Genomic DNA, 13,543 nt, shown 5'->3' with positions numbered 1-13,543 from the left:
CTGGATCGGAGGACGTCACGGTCATCATCGGAATCGACCCCCCACACACGAACTCATACAGCGAGCGCGCTGGGCCCCGCCACCCACCGCGTTCTGGCGTCGCTGCAGGTCGACGCCACGTTGGCCGGCTACCGACAGCTGCTGCGATGGGCGACCCGGTTCGAGGCCCGTCGATGGGCCGTGGAGAACGCCCGCGGCCTGGGCCGACACCTGGCGCAATGGCTGGTCGCCCGCGAGGAACAGGTCGAGGACGTGCCGTGCACGGCCACCGCCCGGGTGCGGGAGCTGTCCCGCGGTGGACGACGCAAGAACGGTGTGAATCGACGCCGCCGCCGCGGCGAGCGTGGCCGCGCTGGCCGGGGATGCCCGACCCATCACCGGTAAGGACCTCTGCACCGCGCTGGCCCTGCTCGATGAGCGTCGCGCCAACCTGGTCTCGCACCGGACCCGGCTGATCAACCAGCTCCATGCGCTGCTGCGTGACCTGGTGCCCGGCGGTGCCGCCACCGATCTGACCTTGTAGCCCGACCTCGCAGCGTCGTTGCAGGACTGCATGTTGCTACTCAGCCGAGGCTGGCGTAGTCGGAGCGCAGGCGGGCAAGCGCTGCCGTCAGCGCGTCGCCCTTAGACGCCAAGGCTTCCAGCCGGTCGAAGAGCTGTCTGTACTGGAGTAGGTCACGCGTGTCGGTGATAAGACCGGTAGCAGTCTCCGTCCCGACCACAGCGGCAGCGTCGTCGTACAGGTCCCATCCGTGCATAGGGAAGACCTCGTCCCAATGGGTGAACTCCACGACGACCTCGGGTCGCCCGAGGAAGGAGCGCGCGGATCACCACCACCGCACAGAACGGACTTGCCCCACGCGGCAAAACCCGAACGACCTGCGGAAACTCTCGCCACCTACAGATAACGCCGCCACCTGGAAGGCCTACGGCGGTGACCAGTACGCGCCGAGCGCGGACCAGGCCACCCGTGAGCAGCAGATCGCGGTGGCGGAGAAGGTCAAGGCCGACCGCGGCGGCTACTCGGCGTGGCCCGCATGCTCTCGCAAGCTGGGTCTGCAGTGACCCCATCCCGATCAAGTGGACTCAGCATGGCCATGGTCGGCCCGCTGATCGTGCTGCTCCTTCTCGACCTCGTCGTGCTTGGCCTCGGTCTGTGATGCGAGTGCGCGTGCGCCGCGGCTGCAGCAGCGCGGAAACGGCAGATCGGTCAGGCCACGTCACCCGCACCGGGGTGATCGCCAGCCTGGTGGCGCTCGGGCTCGTTACCGGCGCCGGGCCCGCAGGCGCGACCGAGAACTCGCCGTTGGCCATCCTCAACACCTCCGCGGCGTCGTGTGGGTGGCGTGCGGCGGCTGCCGACCTCGCCGCGGCCACCGCCACTGCCACCGACCCGCGCGCGAAGGCCATTCACGACGCGCTCGTCAAGGCTGGGCTCAGCGCGCCCGCCACCTGCAGCAGCGGCGCGGGCACCGGCAGCGACACCGGGACCAGCACGGGGACGGCGCCGACGAAGGGCATCGACGACGGGGCTCCCGGTGGCGGCCGCACACTGACGGTCGGCGCCGGCGGGACCTACCGCGACATCAGCTCCGCGGTCGCCGCGGCTCAGCCTGGTGACACCGTGCAGGTCTCTGCGGGTACCTATCCCGGCTTTGCCGTGTCCCGCGACGGCGCGCCGGGCAAGTGGCTCACCATCGCCGCCGCACCCGGCGCGAGCGTGGTGATCACCGGCGGTGAGGGCAACGGGCTGGTCTCCCTCGACGGGCGCTCCTGGGTCCGGCTGGTCGGGCTGACCATCAAGGGCTCGGCCAGCCACGGCATCTACGGCGACAAGATCGACCACATCGTCGTGCGGAGCTGCGAGGTCGCCGACTCCCAGGACGGCGGCATCGTCTTGTCGAACGGCCAGGACGTGCTCGTCCAGGACGCCAACGTGCACGGCAACAACGCCCGCGGCACCTCGGCCAGCAACGAGGCCATCTCCATCGTCGGCACGAAGACCTTCGAGATCGTCGGCTCAGCCGTGCACGACAACGGCGAGGAAGGCATCGACGCAAAGTACGAAGCCGCCGACGGCCTCATCCACGACAACCAGGTCTGGGCCAACCGCGGCCCCAACATCTACCTCGACTCCGCCCACGACCTCACCGTCGCGCACAACCAGGTGTGGGGGGCCACCGAAGCCAGCAAGTCCGGCATCGGGCTGGCCGTGGAGAACTACTCCACCACCCGCCGCCTGTCCGGGATCACGATCAGCGACAACGTGGTGCGCGACAACGTCGGCGCCGGGATCGACTTCTGGGTCGAGTCCAGCGGGCAGCTCTCCGACGTCACGATCACCAGCAACAAGCTCGGCGGCAACAAGCGCGGCGCGATCACCTACAACACCGACTCCCTCAGCGCGATCACCGTGCGCGCCAACACCTTCGGCGACGGCAACACCCCACCCGCCGCGCACCCCGGCGTGACCCTGCTCGGCAACGTCACCGGCGTCTTCCCCCAGGTCACCACCGCCCTGGGCTCAGGGACATCGAGCGGCCCGGGGACATCGAGCGGCCCGGGGTCGCGGCCGGGATCCTCGGCGGAGGATCAGTGACCGCGTCTCGCCCCCGCCGGCGCTCGACCCGCGCCGCGCCGCGCTAACGGCCCTAACCGCCTTCACGGTCGGCGGGTCGGCCCTCGTCGCCGCCGCTGCCCCCTCCACTCAGCTCCATGCTGCCGGTCCGGTCCGAGTTGCCCACGCCGACGGCGTCGTGGCGCCGCTGGCCTCGCCGTCGGGCCGGTACGGGCCGCCGCAGGCCCGCCCCGTGCGCGACGGGACGGTCCCAGCGGACAGCACTCACCGGCCGGCCCTCGACGCCGCCGCGGCCGCGGGCGCGGGCGGGGACGACTCGCGTGGCGCGCTGTACCGGGCGCCGCGCTCGGCGTCGGTGGGGCAGCTGCTGTCGGCCACGACGTCATGCACGGCCACCGTCGTGGGCTCGCGCACCGGGAACGTCGCGGTCACCGCGGCCCACTGCGTGTACTGGCCCGCGGCCGGGCCGATGGCCGCGGAACTGCCCGGCCCGCCCGGGTGGCTCCCGCTCGGCCAGCTCATCCCCGGCCGCGCCGGCGACACCACCCCCTACGGGCGGTGGCCGGTGCAGCGGGCCTGGGTCGACCCGCGCTGGACCCAGACCGGTGACCCGACCTTCGATGTGGCGTTCCTGCGCCTGGCCCCGCGCGACGGGCGGTCCGTGGCCGCCGTCGCCGGGTCGCAGACCATCACGTTCACCCGGCCCACCCCGGGCGCGCCGGTGACGGTGCTCGGGTATCCCGCCGAGGCCCCGTTCGACGGGCTGAGCCTGCGTCGCTGCGCGTCGAGCGCGGTCACGATCAACCACGACCAGTGGGGTGCGCTGCAGATGCCGTGCGCGATGACCCCGGGCGCCTCCGGCGGGCCGTGGCTGACCCGGTTCGACCCGGCCACCGGCGCCGGCACCGTCACCGCGGTCACCAGCTACGTCGACCGCACCAGCGGGCGGCTGTCCGGCATCCCGATCGGCGGCTTCGCGGCCGCGCTCTACCAGGCCGCCGACCAGGCAGGCACCCGGTGAACCGCCCTCCACAGCCGCGCTCGCGCGTGGGCGGGTAGGCCCGCGGTGGGGTCCTCGCGCACCGCGCTGGTGTCACCGCGATCGCTATCGTCGACTGGCGGCCTTGCCGGAGTGCATGTCCGCCAGCCGACGAGGGCGTGCTCGCCTTGGTATTCGTCACCCGGCGGTTTGGAGAGCAGACAGCTCGCCGCGGGCAATGACAAGGCGTGGGGTGCGCAATGAGTCGAGGGCCAATCGTGGATCACCATCTACCGCGATGAGGTCCGCGCACAGGCCTGGCTCAAGGCGGCCGGTGATGTCGGCGAGCCCGAGTGCAGCCGCAGCCCCGACCGTGGCGAGTTCGAGAATGCGCTCTCTAGGGAGACCAGCCCATTCGTACATCTCCAGCGCGCTGACGATGTCCCCGAAGGGCGCGTTCGCTGTGCCGGCGCGGGTCCCGATGAGCAGCCTGACCCCCAGGCTGTCGAGCCAGGGCAAGCGGTCGTAGAAGGCCTCACGGGCGCGCGCCTCGCCCATGTTCTCGACAACCAGGCGCCATCGTCGAGAACCGACGATGCACACCGAGGTGCCCAGGGCTGCCATCTTCGCAGCGACAGCAGAGCTACGCGTCACCTGCCGCTCGCCGCTTACCCAGCTGCAGTGTCCGATGATGTCGGCTCCTGCTAGTACCGCGCGCTCGATCGCGTCGGATGCGTGCGCCTGGGCCGTTATCGGCAGGCCGGCGCGATGGGCTTCGTCGACGGCGGCGACCATTTCTGCCTGGCTGTATGTGGCCTGCCACGTCGGTGGGCTGTCGGGGCTGAGGTGACCGCCGCTGGCAATCAGGGAGATGTGGTCGGCCCCGAGGCCCGCTCGAGCCTCGACCGCCTTACGGACACCAACTTCTCCTGTCGCTTCACCGCCGAAGAAGGCCCCGTCCCCGCCTTGCGTGGTCACCGGTGCGCCGCAAGCGAGAAGGCGGGGTCCGCGGCGTGCGCCGGTGAGGATCTCGTCACGCAGCTCGACGGCGACACCCTCCACGTCGCCGGCGTCGCGCATGGTTGTCACTCCGGCGAGCAGGGCCTCCTCCGCGTGCTTTGCTGCTGTGGCTAGCAGCTGTGCGCGGTTTCCTCGGACAGCCGACAGGGCCTTGACAGGATCTGCACCGCCGTCGAGCACGAGGTGGGCGTGGGCGTCGATAAGTCCGGGAAGCAGGGTGGAAGCCGAGCAGTCGATCACCGTCTCGGCGCCGCCCGCCGCCGCGAGGACCGCCGCCCGCGGCCCCACGGCAGCGATCTTCTCCCCACGGATGAGGACAGCACCGTCCTCGATCGAGGCGCCGGGCGGGCCAATCAACACCCGGCCGCCCAGAATCAGCATGTCTGTCATCGCGTCGCTCCACTCCCCCGAGATTGTGGACGCTGTGCCGACCCTACTCGGCCGAGCGCCCTGGAGATCTCTACGAGCCGGTCTGTGTCTCTACGGACTGCTGCGCTGGTCGACACTTGTTCCTGCTCTGCCAGGTGGCCGAGGTCTGGGTGCTGCTTGAGGACCTCGACGAGAGCAAGCGCCGCTGGACTGGTCGTGTCGTCGCCGCGAAGATGATCGCGGACCTTAGTCAGGGCGTCGTAGCACTCGGCCCGTCGTCGATGCAGGCGGTAATCGACATCGACACCTCGCAGCCGTCGGCTCGTGGTCTCTGTCTCGGATTCGGTGGCCTGGCCTCCGCCTTGTGGACCGGAGGGCTTGGGCTTGAGCTTGAACTCAGGGTGCAGCGCCATTGCCGCCTCCCACAGGGGCCGGAGCCCGACGTAGGACCGGAGCTGCCAACACCAGTAGCTGAAAGCTTTCAACCGCCCGACGAGGGTCGGCAGCATGAACCCGAGCACGATGGAAGGCGCCGCGATCGAGTTCACGGCCGTTGCCACCATCGCCGGGACTCTGAGGTGTGGTCCACCGAAGTAGACAATCACGACGAAGATAGCGTTTACTACACAAAAGGCGCCGCCCAAAGCGTTGCCGATTCCGGTCAGTGCGAACCCGACCCGGATATGCCCCGCTGCTCTGCGAGACTGCCTGAACATCCACACGCTACATCCGATCAGGATGCAACTAAAATAGGTACCAGCGCTGACATAGAACAGCGCAGCAGGCAGTCCCTGCAGGCTCGTTCTCTCGTAGTTCAAGTTAGAGCCGGACGCGACTATCCCAATCACTAGGACAGTCAGCAGGAGAGCAACCGCGGCAGCGGTCCCGATGGCCATCCGAACCTTGTGGCTATCAACGACCTCGCGCGCCATGTGGAGCCAGAACAGATGCAAGGCCAGGGTCGCCGCAACGATGACGAGGTTGACGAGCAGAATGCGAATTGCCGGGTTGAGCGTGGCGAGGAGTTTTCCGGGCTCAGCAAGGATTCGCAACGCCACGGAACCGCAGACCGCAAACAAAGCAATGGTGATGGCCCATGATCCCAGGCTCGCGGCACGGTGGCGCAGCCGGTAGCCCTGCCAGACCAGGACGAGAACGCCTACGACGAGGATCGCAGGCGCCGTCCTCACGCCCAGACTCCAGGGTCTCCGAGCGCTGATTCCAGGCGCTTGTTCGTGGCCCCCCAGGACGTTTCCCTCGGGAGTTCAACCCACCTCATCAGCAGAGTTGCCATAGTTTCGGCCTCCCACTCGATCGGGTCGTCGTAGACGGTAGGCGTGCCCGAACGCACTGCTCCCGGCTTCTTCGGAACAGGGCCGAAGATCAAATCGATCATATCTCCGGAGACTTCGTGGAATTCATCTCGGGATGGCGCCTTGAACGTGTGGTTTACGGCTAGGCGCGGATGCCCGCATATAAGGTGGGCCATCTCATGAAGGATGATGTGCACCTGATGCGTCCGTGTTGTCTGCTGCTGATACATGATCACGTCGCAGTACTCGTCACCACCGGTGATTCCGAACGCCGCATCGACTGGCAGGTCGGCTGGAACCAGATCGAGCGCCTTTCCGCGGTGCGCGCCGAAGCGCTCAGCTAACAGCTCGATGTCCAGCGGCGGTCGCAAGTCCAGCGCAGCCACGGTCGCGCGCGCGAGCCTATGTAGCGATCGTCTGTTCATTACGCTCTCAAGTCTTCCTCTCGCGCGGGCACGTACAAATCGCGGCGAACTATTCTGATCGCCGCTGACGGCCAGAAGGGCGGAGGTGCGCCAAAACCACCAGAAGGATTATCAGTCGCTACTCGACGCGCTCGGCGTCTGCCGTTGATCTAGGTCGTTCAGGTGAGGCGGATTGCCAGTCGCCACTCGGCCTCACTGTGAGTGGCGGGCGACCGCGCGCGCCAAAGGCACGAGGATCGCTTCGAGGTCACTCGTCCCGACCTCTCCAACCCGGCACGGGCCGCAGAACCGCAGAACGCGGAGCTCGAAGTCGTCATCGTCGAGGTACTGGACCGGGACTCGAAAGAGGCCCGCGAGGGCTTCGAGCGCGTCTCCATCGCGCGTCTCAGTACGCCCAGCGATTGCCTCGTCGAGCCAGCCCAGCCGGACTCCTGCAGCGCGGAGAGCGGCGTTGAGGTCGCGCCAGGTCCATCCGGGAGCCCTCTCTCGGAGCAGGCGCGAGACCTTCTCCCTGAGTCGAGTGTTAGCGCTCATGTGGCTCACCTCCGCCGCGCTGGCAGAAGCGCGAAGTACCGGCAGAGAAGTAGGACGGTACCGGCAGGGTCCGCGTTCGCTTCAGCGAACAACTTTGCTAATCGTTCGCTATGCTACCGGACAGTCCCCCTGGCTCCGGAGCCATCGACGGTCCGTTCTACGAGCTCGCGCCGTCGCCGCGCGCCTGTCGGCGTTTCTGGAGGTGCGCCTCAACGAGTGAAGCCAGCGCCGCACGATCGCCGTCGTCGAGGCTAGCGGTCCGCTCGGCCAGCTCGATCAGGTGCCGGTCGCGATGTCGGGCCTCGATCTTGTCGAGTTCGGCGTCGACCCGTGCAGCCACCTCAGGGTCGGTGAAGTAGCCCGCGCTAACCCCGAACGCCTGTGCGAGCTGGATCACTCGGTCCAGCGTTGGACTGGTTTTGATGCCATTGCGCAGCTCAGAGAGGTATGCGGGCGAGATCGACCCGCCCTGCTCCTTCACTCGCGCAGCAATCTCCCTCGTACTGAACGGGCCGGCGCCCACCGGATGCATCACCTCGAAGAGCCTGTTGAGCTTCTCGGCGAACGTACTCGGCCGGCGCGCTGAGGCGCTCCCGTCAGTCATCGGCTCCCTCGACTCGCATGCCACCACTCCCGCTGTGAGCGTCAGAGCGAACACATAGGCCACGAGTGTTCGCTGACATGTTCGTTCGCTACCTAGTGTTCGCTGACGTCTGCTATGTTCGCCAGCGTAGTCGAACGGTCACGGAAAGACAGGGGCAAATCCTGCTCCGCTGCCGCTTGGCGACGGGTCCCCTGCCGAGGGCGGAACGTCGTTCACGCAGGTTTCGTGCTGTTCGCGCTGATCGGGGGTGAGGGCCACGATGTTGGAAGATGAGTCGCGAGCTGGCGAGAGGACACCCAAGTGCGCCCTTCCGGGGTGTGAGACCAGTGTCCCCAGGTCGCTGGATGGGCGTCCACCGCGCCGATACTGCTCACCGGAGCACCACGCACGCGATCGGGCACGGGCGGCCGCCTCCACCGCGGTCGAGGACTCCGTGCCACCGCTGTCGTCCACGGACGCTGGACCGCGCGCCGCATCCGTTGAGCAGGCATCCCTGAGCCTCTCCGATTCCGGAGTGGTCCACAGGCTGCGCCCTCGTCCAGCGCGACGTCTCGTTGCGGTCGCGGGAGCCGCTGCAGTACTCGCCACCTGCGGCCTGTTCGTGATCCACGAACGCGTCGACTCCTTCAACTCCGACCACGTACCCCGACCCGTCGCCCCTGCGTCCTGGGAATCCCAGGCTCGCGTGGCGCTGAGCTCGATCGACCGACAGCTCGCCACGATCGCGACAACGGAGGCCGTGTGGAACACGCAGATCGCCCAGCTGTACGCGGGAACGCCGGAACAGGTCCGGGCGATGCTGACGCGGAAGACGATGCTCGAGCAGCAGCGCGCCGCGCTTCAGAGCCAGCTTGCAACCCTGAATCAGCTCGCAGAGGCGCGCGCAGCGATTGCCGACCTGGATCGGCAGATCGCACAGGTGACCGCCACACTCAACAGCCTGCCGCCCGCTGGCCGGTTGAGTCCCGATCAACTCTATGTACGCGACGCGCTTACCGCGCGGCGTGACCTGCTCCTGCAGGAACGTGCGGCCCGACAAGCCGACATCGATCGGCTACAGCAAGGTGTCGTGGCCGCTCAGCTCAGCCCGGTTCCCGATCCGGTCGACCAGACCACTCCTCTGACGCAACAGGTCCTCGACTTGCGCAATCATCCGCCAGCGCCAGCACCGCCCTCGCCCCAGCCGGCACCCCCGTCCACCAACTCCGGCGCCCGACGGGACCAGACGATCCTCGCCAGCGAGGATGTACCCAGGTCGGCTCAGGCACCGGCCTCGGCTGGTCTTCGCCCCCCTAGCGGTGTGGTTGAGGCAGTCACCAAACCGGTCCGTGCTGTGAACCGGCAGGCGACGCCGACGCATGCAAACAGCAGCTCATCGAGCAGGTCCGACACCGCAGGAACCGGGAAAGCCTCGTCGCGCAACCCGTCGCCTCCACCGGAACGCGACAGCTCGGACGCTTCCCGTTCGGACAGCGACTCGGATGCTCCGGCTCCCCGCTCCGCGTCTGCATCGCGGCGCTCGAGCGGGTCGAGCTCGGGGGGCACATCGAGTGGGTCGTCCGCGCAGCAGGCCTATGACTACGCGATGAACACCCCGCAGGGCCGGATGGCCGGCTTCATTGCGGGGGCCTCCGGGGCACCGGTGGGATGATCCGATGGACATCAGTGAGCCCTATGAGCCCGACCTCCAAGACGAGCTCATCGGCGACGCCATGGCCGTCGGCGGTCGCCAGTTCGTCGACGAGGTCACGTTCGAGGCCACCGCTCTGGCCGAGCAGACCTGCCCCTGGGACGGTCGCGGGGACGAGCCAGAGGCCTACCGCAGCGCTTGGCTAGCGCACCTCGGCCAGCTGGTCGCGGCGCGCCGCGCTGCCCTCGTCCGGTCCTCGGCAACCTCGTACCCCGACACGAGCGACGTGTCGCCCGCGGCCGCCGAGCAACAGCAGTCACCCGTTGACCTCGACCCGCCCATCGAGAAATGACCACTCGCCCCCAGCAGCAGCCCGGGAAGAACTCGTGAACCCGAAGGAGCAACTCATGCGGTATCCGACTACGGACGACCTGATGCCGCAAGCCGGGATCCGAGACGAGTCGAGACCCGCTACGGTCGCCCTCTCCCCCGCGGTCGACGATCCCGGCATCACGCCCGCCGAGCGGCAGGATGAGGTGCGGCGTCTCCAGCTTCGCGCGGCGCTCGTGGCGACGGCGACCCAGATCGTGCTTGCGATGGGCGAGCTCGACGCAGACCAGGACTGCAGCCCCCGGTTGATCGGAGCCTTGGCCGAGATGCAGCACGCGGTGGCGCTCAGCCGCGTGGGCTCTGCTGCCTGACTGCGGAGCGGTCAGGCGCTGCGACAAATCAGAGGAGACGTCGTCGTGGTACCCGTACGATCGTACTCAGTAGAGTCGTTGGCGAACTCGCCACAGCCCATCACTGCTTCGCGTGAGCTCGATCGTCGCGGCGACCGATTCGACCGGGGGGACCGCCGCACTCTGCACGTCGCAGCTGGTCCGAAGGTTCCCAGTCACCTGGACGGACACGACGCTCGCAGTCCGTGGCGCCTCGGCTGGAATCACCCCGGCCGGCCCCTCCACCGTGGTCCTGCAGTGATCCGCGACGAAGTCATCCCAGTCTGCGCCAACAGACCCGGTGCGAGCCTGCTGATACTGCCTCTGCAGCTCGCCTGTGACCACCGGCAACGCCCGGTCGATCCACTCGGTCGGGCTGGCGTCCCGGTAACTCAGCTCCCGCGATGCGCGCAGCCACGCGATCGCACTGGTCACCGGATCAGAGCGCGGGAACGCGGCTTGGAGAGGGCCGTCGCTCTGCGGAACTGACGCGGCCGTATCGCCGGAGCTTGCAGCGGAGCTGCCAGAACTGGCCACCCCGACGAAGTAGGCGGCGACCGCGAGGGCGCCGACAACGAGCACGCACACCACCGGGCCGCGCCATCTGGACCGTCCAGGCCGTGCGTGATCCGTGCCCATGTTCCGCCTCATGCTCGAAGTCAGCTCCTCTGTATGCCCCCAACTGTATAGTCTTTCTTCACACTAATCCGTACCCAAGGAGGGTCGTCGTTGATGCCACGGCTCCACATCCCGCAGGTTGCGGGCGTCGCAGGCGGTGTGGGTACATCGACGATCGCGACCGCGCTCCGCGCCGAAGACTGCGGCATCTACCGAGGCGGAGCGCCCGTCGACGTGATGGTCTGCCGGTCGACCCTCTACTCCGCCGGGTGTGCACAGCGCGCGATCACCGCCGCCCCACGACCTCCCGTCCTGGCGGTCGTCAGTGACACCCCCGCGGGAGTGGGCCCCAACACCCGGTCCCGCCTGCGCATGACCGAGCCCCACGTCCAAGGGATCGTCGTCGTGCCGTTCGTCAGCGAGTGGCGAGATACGGACGCCCCATACGAGCAGGCCCGCGACGTCTTGGCCACCGATGGGGCCAGGCACCTGCGCGCGTTCACCGATGCCGTCGAGCACCTCGTCGAGTACCTCGTATCCGCTCAGGAGCGCGCGGCTTCCACGCGGAACTCTCCGCCTCCGTTCGCCTCACTCCACCACCCGGCATTCCCCTGAGGAGCACCCTTCATGTCGCTGTGGCACACCATTCTTTCCCAGGTCCCCAATCCGCCAGCAACCGAACCTCCGGGACTGGGCTCTATTACCAACACCGTTCTGGGCTGGCTCAAGTACGGCGCGCTCGTCGGCGGGGTCGCCGGCCTGCTGATCTGCGCGATTCAGATCATCATCGGCCGCCGCAACAGGAATCAGTACGCAGCAGAAGGACTGACCGGATCGATGTGGGTGATTGCTGGGCTCGCCCTCGCCTCTGCTGCCGCCACGCTCGTGGGTGTCTTCACCATCTAGCCAGCCCCTGGGCGGAATCGAACGGAGTGCACGGGTGGCATACATCGTAGGAGAATACGGCGGGAAGCCTCGCCGTCGACGGCCGCTACTCATCGTCCTCGCGGTAGTCGCTGTGGTCGTCATCGTGGCCGGCGCGTTCGTTCTTGGCCATCGCGGGACCTCGAGCGCAACGCTGCCGCGTGCCGAGCAGGGCGACCAGGCCGAGTCCATTTCATGGGAGATGGCCGGCACTCAACCTGTTCCCGTCTCAAGCGATCACGGACCGCGAATGATCTCCGACGGTCTCGCGTCCGGCTTCAGCGACGACGAGCTCGGTGCCGTGATCGCGGCCATCAATATCGATGCGCGTCTTTCGCCCGCTCTCGGCCCGGCAGTGTACGAGCCGACCCTGCGGCAGCAGTGCGTCGGTGATATCGACGGAGTGCTTCAGGCGCTGCCAACCGTCGTCCGCCAGGGGACTCCTGATTCGACATTCCCCACGCAGTACTACTACAAGATCATCGATGGCTCCGTCGCGGCCAGGGCCCTCGATATCTCGATCGTCGCCGCTACGCCGCAGGCTACGCAGCTCGGTGGATACGCCGAGCTCACCCGGACCGTCTACTGGTACCAGGGCGACTGGAAACTGCAGGTCCCCACCCCGCGACCTCGCATCGTCAACTCCACGGACGGCTACACGCCGCTGGCAGGCCAACCCCATGCCTGAGTGCGATCCGACCAAACCCTATTTCGAGCAGTGCACCCAGGCGGTGCAGCAGCTGAAGGACAAGGTCAGCCCCTTCGGCGGCTGCGGTGTCGACGTCGGCTGCCACGCCGAGCAGGTCGCGCAGGACGCCTTCGAGAAGATCGCATCCCGAGCAGGCGAGGCGGCGGCGGACCTCATCGGCAAGGCCTTCACATGGTGGATCAAAACACCCACGACGGGCCTCGACGTCGGCGAAGTCGAGAAACTCCAGAACTACACGCTGCCGATCGCCGCAGCTGTTCTAGTCGGCTCCGTGCTGTTTCAGGCTATTCGCATGACCGTGTCCCGCAAGAAAGACCCGGCCGTCGCTGTTGGTCTCGGCCTGATCCGTTATGCCGTCATCACCACTATTGGCGTCGGCTTGATCGCCGCGGCACTGACCGCCGGAGATCAGTTCGCCGGATACCTGGTCGACCAGGGCGTCGACGCCTACACCGAACGAATGAAGCAGATATTCGCCGTCGGGCTGGCGACGAACCCGTTCCTTTTCCTGGTCCTGGCCCTCATCGGCGTGATACTTGCCGCCATCCAATGGGCCATTGCGTTTATTCGACAAGCGGGCATTGTCGTTCTGGCCGTCCTGCTCCCGCTTGCGGCATCCGGCTCGATCAATGACTCGACGAAGGTGTGGATGCAGCGCATCACCCCATGGCTTCTGACACTCATCTTCTACAAGCCGATCGCCGCCCTGATCTACCTCATCGGTTTCAAGCTGTTCGGCGAGAGCGACGACCTGTCCACGATGATGATCGGGCTGCTCATCATGGTGCTGGCCGTCATCGCCATGCCCGCGATGATGCGCTTCTTCTCGTGGTCCCAAGTGGCCGCGACAGGCGGCAGCGGAGCGGGCGGGGCGCTGGCGATGGGCGCGATGGGCGCGATGGGTGCCGCGTCGCTGCGGTCTCGGATGATGGAGAACTCCGGTCCGGGTAGTGCGCCCGGCGCAGGGTCTGGCGCACCGTCGGGAGGCGCGCCCGGCGGGGGCCAGGGTCAATCGCCCGGCGGGAGCGTCGGCCGCCCTGGTGGCCTCCCGGGGGGCGGCCCGAGCGGGGCCGGCGTGCCCACGGCGAACGGCGCCGGAGGGGCTGGGGGTGGCGCCGCGG

Annotated in this window: 16 protein-coding genes and 2 pseudogenes; 11 read left to right on the top strand and 7 right to left on the bottom strand. The window is 67.8% G+C overall.

What is annotated here, in order from left to right; all coding sequences use genetic code 11:
* Positions 1-23: 23 nt before the first annotated feature.
* Positions 24-517 (top strand): annotated as a pseudogene (locus tag PSED_RS35860) (IS110 family transposase); the annotation flags it as partial.
* A gap of 46 nt (positions 518-563) precedes the next feature.
* Here the strand turns inward: PSED_RS35860 and PSED_RS34715 are convergent.
* Entirely contained in the window at positions 564-791 is a 228-nt protein-coding gene (locus tag PSED_RS34715) for a hypothetical protein (protein WP_014203874.1), read from the bottom strand.
* Positions 792-906: 115 nt separating this feature from the next.
* On the opposite strand from PSED_RS34715, the pseudogene PSED_RS34710 reads away from it, so the two are divergent.
* The 3 genes and pseudogenes from PSED_RS34710 to PSED_RS34700 all read left to right on the top strand — a co-directional run.
* Positions 907-1,065 (top strand): annotated as a pseudogene (locus tag PSED_RS34710) (transglycosylase family protein); the annotation flags it as partial.
* Between the two features lie 169 nt (positions 1,066-1,234).
* Positions 1,235-2,599, top strand: coding sequence for a right-handed parallel beta-helix repeat-containing protein (locus PSED_RS34705; protein WP_233899528.1), 1,365 nt, complete (start codon positions 1,235-1,237; stop codon positions 2,597-2,599).
* A gap of 157 nt (positions 2,600-2,756) precedes the next feature.
* On the top strand, positions 2,757-3,599 hold the full coding sequence (locus PSED_RS34700; protein ID WP_014203872.1) for a trypsin-like serine peptidase: 843 nt from the start codon (positions 2,757-2,759) through the stop codon (positions 3,597-3,599).
* A gap of 156 nt (positions 3,600-3,755) precedes the next feature.
* On the opposite strand, the gene PSED_RS34695 is transcribed toward PSED_RS34700, so the two are convergent.
* The 5 genes from PSED_RS34695 to PSED_RS34675 all read right to left on the bottom strand — a co-directional run bounded on the left by PSED_RS34695 (position 3,756) and on the right by PSED_RS34675 (position 7,822).
* Positions 3,756-4,967 (bottom strand): amidohydrolase family protein, encoded by a 1,212-nt coding sequence (locus PSED_RS34695; RefSeq protein ID WP_014203871.1) that lies wholly within the window; start codon positions 4,965-4,967, stop codon positions 3,756-3,758.
* On the bottom strand, positions 4,964-6,136 hold the full coding sequence (locus PSED_RS34690) for an MAB_1171c family putative transporter (RefSeq protein ID WP_014203870.1): 1,173 nt from the start codon (positions 6,134-6,136) through the stop codon (positions 4,964-4,966). The genes PSED_RS34695 and PSED_RS34690 overlap by 4 nt, the downstream gene beginning before the upstream one ends.
* A complete protein-coding gene (locus PSED_RS34685) occupies positions 6,133-6,645 on the bottom strand; it encodes a hypothetical protein (RefSeq protein WP_233899527.1) in 513 nt (170 codons plus the stop codon). Before PSED_RS34685 ends, PSED_RS34690 begins: the two co-directional genes overlap by 4 nt.
* Positions 6,646-6,876: 231 nt before the next feature.
* Positions 6,877-7,218: a hypothetical protein gene (locus tag PSED_RS34680; protein WP_014203868.1), complete on the bottom strand. Its 342-nt coding sequence runs from the start codon at positions 7,216-7,218 to the stop codon at positions 6,877-6,879.
* A 157-nt stretch (positions 7,219-7,375) separates the two neighbouring features.
* Positions 7,376-7,822, bottom strand: a complete 447-nt coding sequence (locus tag PSED_RS34675; protein ID WP_014203867.1) for a helix-turn-helix domain-containing protein — start codon at positions 7,820-7,822, stop codon at positions 7,376-7,378.
* Positions 7,823-8,507: 685 nt separating this feature from the next.
* Here PSED_RS34675 and PSED_RS34670 point away from each other — a divergent pair.
* The 3 genes from PSED_RS34670 to PSED_RS34660 are packed head-to-tail and all read left to right on the top strand — an operon-like array spanning position 8,508 to position 10,153.
* Entirely contained in the window at positions 8,508-9,473 is a 966-nt protein-coding gene (locus PSED_RS34670; RefSeq protein ID WP_233899526.1) for a hypothetical protein, read from the top strand.
* 4 nt (positions 9,474-9,477) lie between these two features.
* Entirely contained in the window at positions 9,478-9,804 is a 327-nt protein-coding gene (locus PSED_RS34665; RefSeq protein ID WP_014203865.1) for a hypothetical protein, read from the top strand.
* Between the two features lie 34 nt (positions 9,805-9,838).
* Positions 9,839-10,153: a hypothetical protein gene (locus PSED_RS34660; RefSeq protein WP_181391858.1), complete on the top strand. Its 315-nt coding sequence runs from the start codon at positions 9,839-9,841 to the stop codon at positions 10,151-10,153.
* Positions 10,154-10,219: 66 nt separating this feature from the next.
* Here PSED_RS34660 and PSED_RS34655 read toward each other — a convergent pair whose 3' ends face one another.
* Positions 10,220-10,606: a hypothetical protein gene (locus PSED_RS34655; RefSeq protein ID WP_233899525.1), complete on the bottom strand. Its 387-nt coding sequence runs from the start codon at positions 10,604-10,606 to the stop codon at positions 10,220-10,222.
* A 297-nt stretch (positions 10,607-10,903) separates the two neighbouring features.
* Between PSED_RS34655 and PSED_RS34650 the strand changes: the two genes are divergently transcribed.
* From PSED_RS34650 to PSED_RS34635, 4 genes are all read left to right on the top strand, one after another.
* A complete protein-coding gene (locus tag PSED_RS34650; protein ID WP_014203863.1) occupies positions 10,904-11,404 on the top strand; it encodes a hypothetical protein in 501 nt (166 codons plus the stop codon).
* A gap of 12 nt (positions 11,405-11,416) precedes the next feature.
* Entirely contained in the window at positions 11,417-11,695 is a 279-nt protein-coding gene (locus PSED_RS34645; protein WP_014203862.1) for a hypothetical protein, read from the top strand.
* Between the two features lie 112 nt (positions 11,696-11,807).
* Positions 11,808-12,401 carry a DUF8175 domain-containg protein gene (locus tag PSED_RS34640; protein WP_181391856.1) on the top strand — a complete coding sequence of 198 codons (594 nt, stop codon included), beginning with the start codon at positions 11,808-11,810 and terminating at the stop codon, positions 12,399-12,401.
* Positions 12,394-13,543: TrbL/VirB6 family protein (locus PSED_RS34635; RefSeq protein WP_014203860.1), on the top strand; the 1,150-nt coding region annotated here is incomplete at its 3' end. The genes PSED_RS34640 and PSED_RS34635, both read left to right, overlap by 8 nt.

The sequence above is a fragment of the Pseudonocardia benzenivorans CB1190 genome (assembly GCF_000196675.2).
In the GTDB taxonomy this organism is placed as follows: Bacteria; Actinomycetota; Actinomycetes; order Mycobacteriales; family Pseudonocardiaceae; genus Pseudonocardia; species Pseudonocardia benzenivorans.
Note: the sequence above shows the minus strand (reverse complement) of the source record. Positions and strands in the feature narration are given on the sequence as shown.

What these genes read in the sequence shown, in the direction of transcription:
- PSED_RS34665 (WP_014203865.1), top strand. Translation starts at nt 9,478, where the DNA reads ATGGACATCAGTGAGCCCTATGAGCCCGACCTCCAAGACGAGCTCATC.
- PSED_RS34680 (WP_014203868.1), bottom strand. Translation starts at nt 7,218, where the DNA reads ATGAGCGCTAACACTCGACTCAGGGAGAAGGTCTCGCGCCTGCTCCGA.
- PSED_RS34675 (WP_014203867.1), bottom strand. Translation starts at nt 7,822, where the DNA reads ATGACTGACGGGAGCGCCTCAGCGCGCCGGCCGAGTACGTTCGCCGAG.
- PSED_RS34695 (WP_014203871.1), bottom strand. Translation starts at nt 4,967, where the DNA reads ATGACAGACATGCTGATTCTGGGCGGCCGGGTGTTGATTGGCCCGCCC.
- PSED_RS34645 (WP_014203862.1), top strand. Translation starts at nt 11,417, where the DNA reads ATGTCGCTGTGGCACACCATTCTTTCCCAGGTCCCCAATCCGCCAGCA.
- PSED_RS34650 (WP_014203863.1), top strand. Translation starts at nt 10,904, where the DNA reads ATGCCACGGCTCCACATCCCGCAGGTTGCGGGCGTCGCAGGCGGTGTG.